The organism is Streptomyces nanshensis (assembly GCF_001751255.1).
Classification (GTDB): domain Bacteria; phylum Actinomycetota; class Actinomycetes; order Streptomycetales; family Streptomycetaceae; genus Streptomyces; species Streptomyces nanshensis_A.
In genome coordinates, this window is record NZ_LJGW01000353.1 from 17,364 (window position 1) to 31,486 (window position 14,123).

Below are 14,123 nucleotides of genomic sequence, written 5' to 3' on the forward strand. Positions count from 1 at the left end.
CAGCCCCCGTCACAGCAGCCCGACCGCGGTGTCCACGGCGCCCGCGACGTCGCCGTCCGCCGGATACAGCAGGGATCTGCCGACGACCAGCCCGCGCACGGTCGGCATCCGCAGCGCGGTGCGCCACTTCTCGTACGCGCCCTCCTGGTCGCCGTTGGTCTCGCCGCCCAGCAGCACCACCGGCAGGGTCGAGGTCTCGCACACCCACGCCATGTCGTCCGCGTCCTCGGCGACGGGCAGCTTGAGCCAGGTGTAGGCGGAGGTACCGCCGAGGCCCGAGGCGATCGCGACGGAACGGGTCACCGCCGTGCCGCTGAGGTCGTTGCGCACCGCGCCCCGCACCCGCCGGGAGATGAACGGCTCGATGAAGAGCGGCAGTCGGCGCGCGGCCATCTCGTCCACGGCGCGTGCGGTGGCGTGCAGGGTGGCCAGCGAACCGGCGTCCTCGTAGTCGATGCGCAGCAGCGCCTTGCCCGCGTCGAAGCGCAGCCGCTCGATGTCCTCGGCGCGGTAGCCGGTGAAGCGGTCGTCGAGTTCGTACGCCGCCCCGGCCAGCCCGCCGCGGTTCATCGACCCCATGGCGATCTTGTGCTCCAGCGCGCCGAGCAGCAGCAGGTCCTCCAGGACGTCCGCGCTCGCCAGCACGCCGTCCACGCCCGGACGGGACAGGGCCAGCGTCAGCCGCTCCAGCAGCTCCGCGCGGTTGGCCATGGCCAGTCCGTCGTCGCCGACGCCGAGGGCGCCGCGCGCGGGGTGGTCCGCGGCGACGATCATCAGCCGTCCGCTGTCGCCGAGCAGGGGCCGGCGGGCACGCGCCGCGGCGGCCTCCGCGACCGCCTCCGGGTGCCGGGCCCGTACGGCGGCGAGATCACCGATGCTGATGCTGCTCAAGACAGTTGCTCGCTTTCGTGGCTCGCTCGCGGCACGCGCGGACGTACGGGACGGGGACGTACGGGACGCGGGATCAACTCCGAACGTCGGGGGGCGCGGGGCGTGCGGACCGCGGCGGCGGACGGCACGGCCCGTGCCCTCCCCTCAGCCCTTCAGCAACTCCTCGACCTCCTCGGCCGTGGGCATCGCGGCCGAACACGCCAGCCGGGAGGCGACGAGCGCCCCCGCCGCGTTCGCGTACCGCATGACGTACTCCAGGTCCCAGCCCGCCAGCAGCCCGTGGCAGAGCGAGCCGCCGAACGCGTCGCCCGCGCCGAGGCCGTTGACGACCTCGACCGGATGCGGCGGCACCTCGGCCCGTGTGCCGTCGCGGTGCGCGGCGAGCACGCCCTTCGGTCCCTGTTTGACGACGGCCAGCTCGACGCCCGCCTCCAGCAACGCCTCGGCGCAGGCCCGCGGTTCACGTGTGCCCGTGGCGACCTCGCACTCGTCGAGGTTGCCGACGGCGACGGTGGCGTTCGCGAGCGCCCGGCGGTAGTGCGGGCGGGCCTCGGCCATCACCTCCCGCTCGGTGGCCTCCGGGTCCGTGCCCCAGAACATGGGCCGCCAGTCCATGTCGAAGACGGTGGCCGAGGGCCCGTCCCCCGGGTTCCGTTCCCGGCTTCCGGCACGTGCCTCCAGGGCGGTCAGCGTCGTCGTACGGCTGGGCTCGGCGCACAGCCCGGTGCCCGTGACCCAGAAGACGCGTGCGGCGCCGATGGCCGCGAAGTCCAGTTCGTCGGGGGTGAGTTCGAGGTCGGGCGCCTTGGGCTCGCGGTAGAAGTACAGCGGGAAGCTGTCCGGCGGGAAGATCTCGCAGAAGGTGACCGGCGTGGGATATCTCGTCACCGGCGTCACCCAGCGGTCGTCGACGCCGAAGTCGCGCAGCGCCTGGTGGCAGTACTCCCCGAAGGGGTCGTTCCCCGTACGGCTGATGACGGCGCTGGAGCGGCCGAGACGGGACGCGGCCACGGCCACGTTGGTGGCGGAGCCGCCGAGGAACTTCCCGAACGTCTCGACCTGCGGCAGCCGGACGCCCGTCTGGAGCGGATAGATGTCGACGCCGATGCGGCCCATCGTGACGACGTCGAGGGGCTCGCGCCCGGCGTCGTACGGCTCGCGCGCCGGCTCTTCCGTGACTGCCATGGATGCCCTCTCCCTCGGCCTCCCCGGGCCGTTGCGTGGTCGGCCCACTCATCGTCGGCGCTGACGGCGAAAGCTGTCAATGATTTGTCCTTACATACTGACGTCCTCCGGCGCCCGGACTCCGCCCGTGACGACGGCACCCCGCACCCGCACCTCCGCCGCCGACGTCCGTATGAAACGTTGTCCTTACATACTCTTGACAGTGGCGCCGCGCACCGAGTTGGCTCGCCCCGTCCGCCGTCGCTCCGACGCGGCCTTGAGGCCCGTGACCCGTACGTACAGCGAGGAGCCCTCCGTGACGTCTGCGACCCCTTCCCTCGACCGCATCCGGGTCGGCTCCGCGCCCGACTCCTGGGGCGTCTGGTTCCCGGAGGACCCGGAGCAGGTGCCCTGGCGGCGCTTCCTCGACGAGGTCTCGCAGGCCGGGTACGAGTGGATCGAACTGGGCCCGTACGGCTATCTGCCCACCGACCCCGCGCGGCTGACCGACGAGGTCTCCTCACGCGGACTGAAGGTCTCCGCCGGCACCGTCTTCACCTCGCTGCACCACGGCCCGCCGGTGTGGGACGCCACCTGGGAGCACGTCTCCCAAGTCGCCGCCCTCACCCGGGCGATGGGCGCGGACAACCTCGTCGTCATCCCGTCCTTCTGGCGCGACGACAAGACCGCCGAGGAGCTGGAGCCGCGCGAGCTGACCGCCGAGCAGTGGCGGCACCTCGCGAACGGCACCGAGCGGCTGGCCCGCGAGGTACGGGAGCAGTACGGGCTGGGGATCATGGTGCACCCGCACGCGGACACCCATATCGACACCGAGGAGCACGTCGAGCGCTTCCTCGACGCCACCGACTCCGGCCTGGTCAACCTCTGCCTGGACACCGGGCATTACGCCTACTGCGGGGGCGACAGCGTCAAGCTCATCGAGACCTACGGCGAGCGCATCGGCTATCTGCACCTCAAGCAGGTCGACCCTGCGGTCCTCTCCGACGTCGTACGCAACGGGACGCCCTTCGGGCCCGCCGTGCGGCAGGGCGTGATGTGCGAACCGCCGCTGGGCGTACCGGCGATGGAGCCGGTGCTCACCGCCGCACAGGGGCTGGGCGTGGACCTCTTCGCCATCGTCGAGCAGGACATGTACCCGTGTCCGCCGGACCAGCCGCTGCCGATCGCCCGCCGGACACGGCAGTTTCTGCGGGGGTGCGGGGCGTAGGCACCCGCCAGGGGCGGCCGGCAGCCGGCTACGGGGGCGAAGTCGCCGTCGCACGCGGGCCGTTGGAGCGCGGCACCGGCGCGCGACGCCCTCCCGGCGCCGCACGGCGGCCTGTTGACGCCCCGTCACGAGCGTCACCGTTACCCGGCCGGTCCGTCACAGAGTCTCAACAGGCCCACGCGCATAATCACTCACGGTCGTTCACCGCGCACAGGCTGCTGATCGACAACAGCCGCTTTCTGTGACCCCCGTGGGTCACTGTGGGAGGTGCCGAGTTGGCCGATCGACGACTCTGGTCGTACAAGGACATCGCCGCGCACATCGGGGTCCGCACGGACACCGTGCGCTCGTACCGGAAGCACGGCCTGCTGCCGCCGCCCGATCTCGTGGAGGGCGGCAAGCCCTTCTGGTACGCGGACACCGTCCGCCAGTGGGTGACCCGGCGTCCGGGCCACCGAGGAGGGCGCTGAGGACGCCCGGCGAACAGGGCCCGACGGACGGGCCTACGGCCCCGGCGGCCGCCTCCGAGGACTGCCTCGGGGGCGGCGGCCGGGGCCTCTGTCATATTCGGACGCGTCATGCGGATCCGTCGGGAATACCTAGGGGGGGTATAGTGGTTGTCGGTTCTGTACGGGCCCTCCGTACACACCGCGACACCACGACCGCGACATCGGACAGGGAGCGAGAGATGAGCACCGTCACCACGACGTACAAGGTCAGCGGCATGAGCTGCGGACACTGCGAGGGCGCCGTCTCCGGCGAGATCTCCGGCATCGAGGGCGTGTCCTCGGTGAAGGCCGTGGCCTCGACCGGCGAGGTCACCGTCACCTCGGCGACCGAGCCGGACGACGAGGCCGTACGGGCCGCGGTCGACGAGGCCGGATTCGAACTGACCGGCCGCGCCTAGGAGTTCACTCCCCCTGCCTCCTGTCACTCCTCGCTCACGGGAAGACACCATGACCAGCACCACGGAAGACCGGGCGGCCGCCCGCGGAGAGCAGCGGGTGGAGCTGACCGTCGGCGGCATGACGTGCGCCTCGTGCGCCGCCCGCGTCGAGAAGAAGCTGAACCGCATGGACGGCGTCTCGGCGAGCGTCAACTACGCGACGGAGAAGGCCCGGATCACCTACGCGGACGGGGTCTCCGTCGACGATCTCGTCGCCACGGTCGAGCGCACCGGGTATTCGGCACAGGCCCCCGCGCCCGCGCAGGCCGAGCCGCCGCAGCGGAAGGGGAACGGGTCGGAGACCTCCGCGGAGGCGTCCGACTCGGCCCGTGGCGGCGAACCGGACGGCGGCAACGGCACCGACGTGGACGCAAGCGCGGGCTTCCGGCGCTTCCTCGTCGCGCTCGTGCTGTCCCTCCCGGTGGTGCTGCTGTCGATGGTGCCGCCCCTCCAGTTCGACAACTGGCAGTGGCTCTCGCTCACCCTCGCCTCCCCCGTCGTCGTCTGGGGCGGACTGCCCTTCCACCGCGCCGCCTGGACGAACCTGCGGCACGGCGCCGCCACCATGGACACCCTGATCTCGGTGGGCACGCTGGCGGCGTTCGGCTGGTCGCTGTGGGCGCTGTTCTTCGGGGACGCCGGAATGCCGGGCATGCGGCACGGGTTCGAGTTCACTCTCACTCCCGGTGCCGGCGGCGGCGCCTCGGCGCTCTATCTCGAAGTCGCCGCGGGCGTCACGACGTTCCTGCTGCTGGGCCGGCATCTGGAGGCGCGCGCCAAGCGGAAGGCGGGGGCGGCGCTGCGGGCGCTGATGGAGCTCGGCGCGAAGGACGTGGCGGTGCTGCGCGACGGCACCGAGCAGCGGATTCCGGTGGCACAACTGGCCGTCGGCGACCGGTTCGTCGTACGCCCCGGGGAGACCGTCGCCACGGACGGCACCGTCCAGGAGGGCTCCTCGGCGCTCGACACCTCGATGCTGACGGGCGAATCGGTACCGGTCGACGTCGGCGCGGGCGACGCCGTGACGGGAGCGACGGTCAACGTCTCCGGACGCCTCGTCGTGACCGCCACCCGTGTCGGCTCGGACACCCAACTCGCCCGTATGGCACGGACGGTGGAGGAGGCGCAGAACGGCAAGGCGGAGGTGCAGCGGCTCGCGGACCGGGTCTCCGCGGTCTTCGTTCCGGTCGTCCTGGTGCTGGCCGCGGCCACCCTCGTCGGCTGGCTGCTGGCGACCGGGGCCGCGACGGCCGCCTTCACCGCGGCCGTGGCCGTGCTCATCATCGCCTGCCCCTGCGCTCTGGGGCTCGCGACGCCGACGGCGCTGATGGTCGGCACGGGACGCGGAGCCCAACTCGGCATCCTGATCAAGGGCCCGGAGGTGCTGGAGTCCACGCGCCGCATCGACACCGTCGTCCTCGACAAGACCGGCACCGTGACCACGGGCCGCATGGAACTGCACGGCGTCTTCCCGGGCGAGGGCACCACGGAGGACGAACTGCTGCGGCTGGCCGGGGCGTTGGAGGACGCCTCCGAGCACCCCATCGCACGTGCCGTCGCGCGGGGCGCACGGGAGCGCGCCGGGGCGGACGCGCCACCGCTGCCCACTCCTGAAGGCTTCGAGAACCTCGCGGGCTTCGGCGTGCGCGGCACGGTCGAGGGCCGTGCCGTCCAGGCGGGGCGCGTCGAGGGCGAGTTGCCGGACGGACTGGAGGAGGCCAGGGCCGCCGCCGACGCCGCCGGGCGTACGGCGATCGCGGTGAGCTGGGACGGCGCGGTCCGCGGCGTGCTGACCGTTGCGGACACCGTGAAGGACACCAGTGCCGAGGCCGTCTCCAAGCTGCGCCGGCTGGGGCTCTCTCCCGTGCTGCTGACGGGCGACAACCAGGCCGTCGCCGAGTCCGTCGCCCGCGCCGTCGGGATCCCCGCCGATGAACAGAGCGTCATCGCCGGGGTGTTGCCCGAGGAGAAGGCGGCGGCGGTCCGCGGCCTCCAGCAGCGGGGACGTACGGTCGCGATGGTCGGGGACGGCGTCAACGACGCGGCGGCGCTCGCCACGGCCGATCTGGGCCTGGCGATGGGCACGGGCACGGACGCGGCGATCGAGGCCGGCGATCTGACCCTCGTACGGGGCGATCTGCGGGTGGCGGCGGACGCGATCCGGCTGGCCCGCCGCACGCTCGCCACCATCAAGGGCAACCTGTGGTGGGCCTTCGGCTACAACGTCGCCGCGCTGCCGCTCGCCGCCGCGGGCCTGCTCAACCCGATGATCGCGGGGGCGGCGATGGCCTTCTCCTCCGTGTTCGTGGTCACCAACTCCCTGCGGCTGCGCCGCTTCCGCTGACGCCGTACCCGCGGCTCACCAGCCGTATCCGCGGCGCGCACGCCGGGCAGCGGCCGGTACGTCAGCCGAGAGAACAGTGAAGACAACGTGAAGATGGTGTGACGCGTACTCGTCCTGATGTCCGAACGCGGCACTCTTGACACGTGAAATCCGGAATTCCCAACTCCACCTATTCGCGCGCCTCTTGGCGCAGCGGAGGGCACGCCGGATGACCGCACGGACACACCGAAAAGCGCCCCGCCGAGCAGGTCCCCCCACGGGCCTGTCGACGGGGCGCTTCCGTTTCCCGGTCACGGATTCCCCCCACGGGATCCTGGCCGGGTGCTCACTGGCTGTACGTACGGTCGGGAGGGCCGCTCAAAGCTCCCCGCGTACGCTCACCGATTCTGCTTCACCGGGTCCGTCCCCCAAAGACGTACTCGGCAGTGACTGCGGCTCCGCCGGGGGGCCGCTGCCACCCGGTTAGACGTCCGACCCTGGAAAATGGTTACCCCCCAATTTCTGTGACCTATGTCTCTCCATGGATCTGCACAAACGGAAGACCCCGATCCGCTTTGGGATGGGGCCTTCCGCGGACGTCTCCCTGAATGAGGGGCGTCACGCACTGTACAGCAAACGTCACGCCCAGGTCAGCGGGATTCGATGGGTACGTAGTCCCGCTCGACGACGCCGGTGTAGATCTGGCGGGGCCGGCCGATGCGCGAACCGGGCTCCTTGATCATCTCGTGCCACTGCGCGATCCAGCCCGGCAGCCGGCCCAGCGCGAAGAGGACCGTGAACATGCTGTTCGGGAAGCCCATGGCGCGGTAGATCAGACCCGTGTAGAAGTCCACGTTCGGGTAGAGCTTGCGCTCGACGAAGTAGTCGTCGCTCAGGGCGTGTTCCTCGAGGCGCAGCGCGATGTCGAGCAGTTCGTCACTCTTGCCGAGGGCCGAGAGGACATCGTGCGCAGCCGACTTGATGATCTTCGCCCGCGGGTCGAAGTTCTTGTAGACGCGGTGGCCGAAGCCCATCAGCTTGACGCCGTCCTCCTTGTCCTTCACCTTGCGGATGAAGGTGTCGACGTCGGAGCCGGACGCCTGGATGCCCTGGAGCATCTCCAGGACGCTCTGGTTGGCGCCGCCGTGCAGCGGCCCCCACAGCGCGTTGATGCCCGCGGAGATCGAGGCGAACATGTTCGCCTGCGAGGAGCCGACCAGCCGCACGGTGGACGTGGAGCAGTTCTGCTCGTGGTCGGCGTGCAGGATCAGCAGCTTGTCGAGGGCGTTGACGACGACCGGGTCCAGCTCGAACTCCGCGGCCGGCACCGAGAAGGTCATCCGCAGGAAGTTCTCGACGTAGCCGAGGTCGTTGCGCGGATAGACCACGGGGTGGCCGACGGCCTTCTTGTAGGCGTAGGCGGCGATCGTCGGCAGCTTGGCCAGCAGCCGGATCGTCGACAGGTGCCGCTGCTCCTCGTCGAACGGGTTGTGGCTGTCCTGGTAGAAGGTCGACAGCGCGCTGACGACGGAGGAGAGCATCGCCATCGGGTGGGCGTCACGCGGGAATCCGTCGTAGAAGCGCTTGACGTCCTCGTGCAGCAGAGTGTGGCGGGTGACCTCGTCCTTGAAGGCGGCCTGCTGGTCGACGGTGGGAAGTTCGCCGTGGATCAGAAGGTAGGCCGTCTCCAGGAACGTCCCGTGCTCCGCGAGCTGCTCGATCGGGTAACCCCGGTAGCGCAGGATGCCGCCCTCGCCGTCGAGGTAGGTGATCGCGGATTTGTACGCGGCGGTGTTGCCGTAGCCCGAATCCAGGGTCACCAGACCGGTCTCGGCGCGCAGCTTGCCGATGTCGAAGCCTCGGTCGCCGACCGTGCTGTCGACCACGGGGTAGCTGTACTCATCGTCCCCGTACCGAAGTACTACAGAGTTGTCGCTCACGTCTTCCCTCACCGACGTAGTGCCTCTTCTTCGAGGTGCCCTGACCCTTTCCACTGTCTCCCACCGAGCGCGGTGCGGTGCACTCGGGGTCGGCCATAGGGCTGTTTGATGGCACGCAGTGCCGTCTTCTTCTCAACATCCTGCACCCTCCAAGCGGCGGCGGTCACCCCCTGGAACCGTTGTCGCTGCCGGGGAGCGCCATGGCGCCCCGCAGCCGGTGGTCCAGCGCCGTGCACCGCCGCCCGCCGGAGACCGTGCGGACTGCCTGGCCGATCGCCCTCCGGGATCCCACGAGGACCACCAGACGCTTTGCCCGGGTGACGGCGGTATACAGCAGATTGCGCTGGAGCATCATCCAGGCACTCGTCGTGACGGGAATCACCACGGCCGGATACTCGCTGCCCTGTGAGCGGTGGATGGTGACCGCGTAGGCGTGTGCCAGTTCGTCCAACTCGTCGAAGTCGTAGGCCACCTCCTCGTCCTCGTCCGTACGGACCGTCAGTCTCTGGTCCTCCGTGTGCAGTGCGGTGACGACCCCGACGGTGCCGTTGAAGACGCCGCACGCGCCCTTCTCGTAGTTGTTGCGGATCTGGGTGACCTTGTCGCCCACGCGGAAAACCCGTCCGCCGAACCGCTTTTCGGGAACGTCGGGCCGAGCGGGCGTCACCGCCTGCTGCAGCAGGCCGTTGAGCGTGCCCGCGCCCGCCGGGCCGCGGTGCATGGGCGCGAGCACCTGGACGTCGCGCCGCGGGTCGAGGCCGAACTTCGCCGGGATGCGGCGCGCGACGACGTCGACCGTGAGCTTCCCGGCCTCCTCCGCGTCCTCCTCGGCGAAGAGGAAGAAATCACTCAATCCGTGGGTGACGGGCTGCGCACCGGAGTTGATGCGGTGCGCATTGGTCACCACGCCGGACTGCTGCGCCTGACGGAAGATCCGCTTCAGCCGTACCGACGGGACGGGACCGCCCTCGGCGAGCAGATCGCGCAGCACCTCGCCCGCGCCGACGGACGGGAGCTGGTCGACGTCGCCCACCAGCAGCAGATGCGCGCCCGAAGGCACCGCCTTCACCAGCTTGTTGGCGAGCAGCAGATCGAGCATCGACGCCTCGTCGACGACGACCAGATCGGCGTCGAGGGGGCGCTCCGCGTCGTACGCCGCATCGCCGCCGGGCTTGAGTTCCAGCAGCCGGTGGACCGTGGAGGCCTCGGCGCCGGTCAGTTCCGCCAGGCGCTTGGCCGCCCTGCCGGTGGGCGCCGCGAGGACGACCCGTGCCTTCTTCGCCCGTGCCAGCTCCACCACCGAGCGCACAGTGAAGGACTTCCCGCACCCCGGGCCGCCGGTGAGCACCGCGACCTTCTCCGTCAGCGCGAGCCGCACCGCCTCCCGCTGCTCGGGCGCCAGCCGTGCCCCCGTACGGTCCGCGAGCCAGCCCGACGCGGCCTCCCAGTCGACGTCCTGGAAGGCGGGCAGCCGGTCCTCCGGCGCCTGCAGCAGCCGGCGCAGCCGGCCCGAGAGCGACAACTCCGCCCTGTGGAACGGGACGAGATAGACGGCCGTGAGCGGCTCACCGTCCTCTCCGGGCACCCGCTCGCGCACCACCCCCTCCTCCTCCGCGGCGAGTTGGCCCAGGCAGTCGATGACGAGGCCCGTCTCGACCTGGAGCAGTTTCACCGCGTCGGAGATCAGCCGTTCCTCCGGGAGATAGCAGTGCCCTTGGTCCGTGGACTGTGAAAGGGCGTACTGCAGACCGGCCTTGACGCGTTCCGGGCTGTCGTGCGGGATGCCGACGGACTGCGCGATGCGGTCGGCGGTGAGGAAGCCGATGCCCCACACGTCGGCCGCCAGCCGGTACGGCTCGTTCCGCACGACGGAGATCGAGGCGTCGCCGTACTTCTTGTAGATGCGCACCGCGACGGAGGTGGAGACGCCCACGCCCTGGAGGAAGACCATCACCTCCTTGATGGCCTTCTGCTCCTCCCAGGCCGCGGCGATCCGCTCCGTACGCTTCGGGCCGAGGCCCGGCACCTCGATCAGCTTGCGCGGATCGGCCTCGATGACCTCCAGCGTGGCCGTGCCGTAGTGGTCGACGATGCGCTCCGCGATGCGCGGGCCGATGCCCTTGATGAGGCCGGAGCCGAGATAGCGGCGTATGCCCTGGACGGTGGCCGGCAGGACCGTCCGGTAGTTCTCCACGGTGAACTGGCGGCCGTACTGCGGGTGGGAGCCCCAACGGCCCTCCATGCGCAGGGATTCGCCGACCTGCGCGCCCAGCAGCGAGCCGACGACCGTGAGCAGGTCGCCGCCGCGGCCGGAGTCGACTCTGGCGACGGTGTAGCCGTTGTCCTCGTTGGCGTACGTGATCCGTTCGAGGACGCCTTCGAGCACCGTGTTCTGGAAGGGCATGTGACAGACCGTAGCCTCAGCCGCCGACATCGCGGCAGGCCTGTGGACAACCGCCTACGGCCGAGCGCCCGCGCAGGCGCCCGGCCGTACACCCGACCGGTACGTGCCGCTCGTACGGCTCGGTCACGATCACGTTCCGGCCCCTTGTGCGGAGCCCGTGCCATCCCGTCTCATGGCGGATGTAATCGTTACCACGGACCGCGCGGCGACCGCCGCCGCGCACCCCGGGCGCCGCCCGGAACAGGCCGGGGCCCCACCCCGGAACAGGCCAGGAACCAGGACGGGCACGGCAGTTGACCAGCATCAAGGACGTCGCATCGCGCGCCGGTGTCTCGGTCGCCACGGTCTCCCGGGTGCTCAACGACAGCCCGGCCGTGCGCCCGGGCACCCGCTCGCGCGTGATCGCCGCCGTCGCCGACCTCGGCTACCGGCCCAACGCCGTGGCCCGTTCGCTCAGGACGCACCACACGCACACCCTCGGGCTCGTCATCAGCGACGTGCTCAATCCGTTCTTCACCGAGTTGGCGCGCGCCGTCGAGGACGCCGCGCGTGCCCGCGGCTACAGCGTCGTCATCGGAAACGCCGACGAGCGCGCGGCACTTCAGGACCACCATGTGCGCACGCTCCTGGAACGCCGCATCGACGGACTGCTGGTCTCCCCCACCGACGGGGGCAACGAGGTGATACGCGACGCCGCCGCCGCGGGCACCCCCATGGTCTTCGTCGACCGCTGGATACGCGGCCTGGACGTCCCCGTCGTACACGCCGACGGCCGCGCCGCCGTCCACGACCTCGTCGCGCATCTGTACGCGCTGGGCCACCGCCGGCTCGCCATCATCGGCGGCCCCAGCGAGACGACGACCGGTGACGAGCGCGTCGGCGCCTTCCGCGCGGCGCTGGAGGCGTACGGACTGCCGCTGCCCCGGGAGTACACCGGACAGGGCGACTTCCAGACCGAGAGCGGCCGGCGCGCGACCGCCGCCTTCCTGGAACTGCCGCAGCCGCCCGAGGTGATCTTCGCCGCGGACAATCTGATGGCGCTCGGCGCGATGGACGAGCTGCGCCGCCGCGGACTGCGCGTGCCGGACGACATCGCGCTCGCCGCCTTCGACGACATCCCCTGGTTCCTGCACACCGATCCGCCGGTGACCGCGATCGCCCAGCCCACCGGCGAGTTGGGGCACCGTGCCGTCGCCGCCCTGATCGACCTGGTCGAGGGGCGCAGCGCCGCCTCCGTGACCCTCACCGCCCGGCTTGTCACGCGCCGCTCCTGCGGCGAGAGCGAAGGGAAGAGCCGTTGAGCACGCCCGACCCGTCCGCAGCGCCCGGCCGGTCCGGTCCGCCGGGGCCGAAGGAGCCGCCGTCCGGCACACCCGGTCCATCCGGCACACCCGGTCCATCCGGCACGCCCGGCCCGTCCGGTACCGCCGGTCCGGGTGACACCGGCGGCACCGGCACCCCTGCGCCGGATCCGCAACGTCCCTCCGGCGCACGGGAGTTGCTGCGTACCGAGGCGATACGCAAGACCTTCCCCGGCGTGGTCGCCCTGGACGGCGTCGACTTCGACCTGTACGAGGGCGAAGTGCACGTGCTGCTGGGCGAGAACGGCGCCGGCAAGTCCACCCTCATCAAGGTGCTCTCGGGCGTGCACCGTGCCGACTCCGGACGGGTGCTGCGCGACGGCCAGCCCGTACGCATCCACGACGCGGGCGACGCCGAACGGCTCGGAGTGGCCACCATGCACCAGGAGTTCAACCTGGTGCCGCACCTCAGCGTCGCCGAGAACATCTTCCTGGGACGGCAGCCCCGCCGCTTCGGGCTGCTCGACCGCGGCCGCATGGAGGCGGACGCCGCCGAGGTCCTCGGACGCGTCGGCGTGGACATCGCACCGGGCACGCCCGTGCGCGAACTCGGCGTCGCCCGCGCGCAGATGGTGGAGATCGCCAAGGCGCTGAGCCTGCACGCCCGCGTACTGATCATGGACGAGCCGACGGCCGCGCTCACCGCCGACGAGGTGGAGAAGCTCTTCGACCTCGTACGGCGGCTGCGCGCCGACGGCGTCGGCGTCGTCTTCATCACCCACCACCTGGAGGAGATCGCCGCCCTCGGCGACCGGGTCACGGTGCTGCGCGACGGCCGCAGCGTCGGACAGGTGCCCGCCTCCACGCCCCGCGACGACCTCGTACGGATGATGGTCGGGCGCAGCATCGAGCAGCAGTACCCGAGGCGGACGGGACGGGCGGACGGCGGCGCCTCCGAGGGGCGCAGGGACGCGGAGCCGGGCTCGGGCAAGGGCTCGGGCAAGGGCGCGGGCGCGGAGTCGCTGGCGCCCCTGCTGCGCGTCTCCGGGCTCACTCGCGCCGGCCGCTTCTCCGACGTCGGCTTCGAGCTGCGCGCGGGCGAAGTCGTGGGCCTGGCAGGGCTGGTGGGCGCCGGACGTACGGAGGTGGCACGGGCGGTCTTCGGCGCCGACCCGTACGACGCGGGCACCGTCGAGGTACGGGGCGAGCGGCTGCGCCCGTACGACATCAACGCCGCGCTGCGCGCCGGGCTCGGCCTCGTCCCCGAGGACCGCAAGGGCCAGGGCCTGCTGCCCGACTCCTCCGTACGGGACAACCTCGGCCTGGTCACGCTGAGCCGGGCGAGCCGGGCGGGCTTCGTGAACCTCTCCGGGCAGGAGGAGGCCGCGGGCCGGATCGCGGAGCGGCTCGGGGTGCGCATGGCCGGACTCGGTCAGCGCATGGGCACGCTCTCCGGCGGCAACCAGCAGAAGGTCGTCATCGGCAAGTGGCTGCTGGCGCAGAGCAGCGTGCTGATCCTCGACGAGCCGACGCGCGGCATCGACGTCGGCGCGAAGGTCGAAATCTACGAACTCGTCAACGAGTTGACGGCGTCCGGGCACGCGGTGCTGATGATCTCCAGCGATCTGCCCGAGGTGCTGGGCATGAGCGACCGCGTCCTGGTGATGGCACAGGGCCGGATCGCGGGCGAACTGGCCGCGTCCGAGGCCACGCAGGACGCGGTGATGCGGCTGGCCGTCGGCACCGCGCACGGCGCGGACAACGCGAGCGGCGCGGACGGCGCGAGCGGCGCGGACGGCGGCAGCGCGTACGGAACGGGCGGGCCCGTGTCGAAGACCAAGGACAAGGAGGGCCTCCGTGGCCACTGACATCCACAGCAGCAGCGGCCACGGCGGCGGGCACGGCCTCGGCAAGCAGCCCGCGGAC

The 14,123-nt window shown here is 71.3% G+C and carries 10 protein-coding genes; 6 read left to right on the top strand and 4 right to left on the bottom strand.

Going from position 1 to position 14,123, the window contains the following annotated elements:
* Positions 1 to 9: 9 nt before the first annotated feature.
* Positions 10 to 891 (bottom strand): Cgl0159 family (beta/alpha)8-fold protein, encoded by an 882-nt coding sequence (locus AN218_RS21085; RefSeq protein WP_070018456.1) that lies wholly within the window; start codon positions 889 to 891, stop codon positions 10 to 12.
* Positions 892 to 1,035: 144 nt separating this feature from the next.
* Positions 1,036 to 2,076 (bottom strand): 5-dehydro-2-deoxygluconokinase, encoded by a 1,041-nt coding sequence (gene iolC / locus AN218_RS21090; protein ID WP_070018457.1) that lies wholly within the window; start codon positions 2,074 to 2,076, stop codon positions 1,036 to 1,038.
* A gap of 295 nt (positions 2,077 to 2,371) precedes the next feature.
* Between iolC and AN218_RS21095 the strand changes: the two genes are divergently transcribed.
* The 4 genes from AN218_RS21095 to AN218_RS21110 all read left to right on the top strand — a co-directional run bounded on the left by AN218_RS21095 (position 2,372) and on the right by AN218_RS21110 (position 6,573).
* Positions 2,372 to 3,283, top strand: a complete 912-nt coding sequence (locus tag AN218_RS21095) for a sugar phosphate isomerase/epimerase family protein (RefSeq protein WP_070018472.1) — start codon at positions 2,372 to 2,374, stop codon at positions 3,281 to 3,283.
* 275 nt (positions 3,284 to 3,558) lie between these two features.
* Positions 3,559 to 3,753: a helix-turn-helix transcriptional regulator gene (locus AN218_RS21100; protein WP_070018458.1), complete on the top strand. Its 195-nt coding sequence runs from the start codon at positions 3,559 to 3,561 to the stop codon at positions 3,751 to 3,753.
* A 218-nt stretch (positions 3,754 to 3,971) separates the two neighbouring features.
* On the top strand, positions 3,972 to 4,190 hold the full coding sequence (locus tag AN218_RS21105) for a heavy-metal-associated domain-containing protein (protein WP_070018459.1): 219 nt from the start codon (positions 3,972 to 3,974) through the stop codon (positions 4,188 to 4,190).
* 49 nt (positions 4,191 to 4,239) lie between these two features.
* Complete coding sequence (locus AN218_RS21110; protein ID WP_070018460.1) at positions 4,240 to 6,573, top strand: heavy metal translocating P-type ATPase; 2,334 nt, start codon at positions 4,240 to 4,242, stop codon at positions 6,571 to 6,573.
* 629 nt (positions 6,574 to 7,202) lie between these two features.
* Here the strand turns inward: AN218_RS21110 and AN218_RS21115 are convergent.
* Together AN218_RS21115 and recD2 are read right to left on the bottom strand one after the other, a co-directional pair.
* The gene (locus AN218_RS21115) at positions 7,203 to 8,492 is read right to left on the bottom strand and encodes a citrate synthase (RefSeq protein ID WP_070018461.1); all 1,290 of its coding nucleotides are present in this window, start codon (positions 8,490 to 8,492) and stop codon (positions 7,203 to 7,205) included.
* A gap of 163 nt (positions 8,493 to 8,655) precedes the next feature.
* A complete protein-coding gene (recD2, locus tag AN218_RS21120; protein ID WP_244900566.1) occupies positions 8,656 to 10,896 on the bottom strand; it encodes an SF1B family DNA helicase RecD2 in 2,241 nt (746 codons plus the stop codon).
* Between the two features lie 293 nt (positions 10,897 to 11,189).
* Here recD2 and AN218_RS21125 point away from each other — a divergent pair, with 293 nt between their 5' ends.
* Both AN218_RS21125 and AN218_RS21130 read left to right on the top strand, forming a co-directional pair.
* The gene (locus AN218_RS21125; RefSeq protein WP_070018463.1) at positions 11,190 to 12,197 is read left to right on the top strand and encodes a LacI family DNA-binding transcriptional regulator; all 1,008 of its coding nucleotides are present in this window, start codon (positions 11,190 to 11,192) and stop codon (positions 12,195 to 12,197) included.
* 197 nt (positions 12,198 to 12,394) lie between these two features.
* Positions 12,395 to 14,065, top strand: coding sequence for a sugar ABC transporter ATP-binding protein (locus AN218_RS21130; RefSeq protein ID WP_070018464.1), 1,671 nt, complete (start codon positions 12,395 to 12,397; stop codon positions 14,063 to 14,065).
* The last annotated feature ends 58 nt before the right edge of the window (positions 14,066 to 14,123 follow it).